The following is a 285-nucleotide window of genomic DNA, read 5'->3' as shown; positions in this document are numbered from 1 at the left end:
GTGAAAACTAAAAAGAATTGCAACAAGGCCAGCGCCAAACTAACCGCACGAATCAACCAAGCTCGGAGCGATCTACAAACTGAACTTCGTCGGCATAATAAACGCCTACCGGCCTCCCTAAAGAATGCCTATTTGAACGTACAAAAGAGATTTCTGGACCCTCTGTACAAGCCTGTTGCTCAGAGCTGTCCAACCGCGGTTTCCAACCAAATGAAAAAGAAGATGGCCCAGTTTCAAACTGAAGTCACTAAAGTGCCCACCGCTGGTGTGAAAACTAAAAAAAAG

The 285-nt window shown here is 45.6% G+C and carries 1 protein-coding gene; it reads left to right on the top strand.

Features of this window, described 5'->3' with window-relative positions:
• Positions 1-285: hypothetical protein (locus tag V5T57_RS20750; protein WP_332893180.1), on the top strand; the 285-nt coding region annotated here is incomplete at both ends.

This window comes from Magnetococcus sp. PR-3 (assembly GCF_036689865.1).
In the GTDB taxonomy this organism is placed as follows: Bacteria; Pseudomonadota; Magnetococcia; order Magnetococcales; family Magnetococcaceae; genus Magnetococcus.
This window is presented reverse-complemented; position numbering and strand designations above follow the sequence as displayed.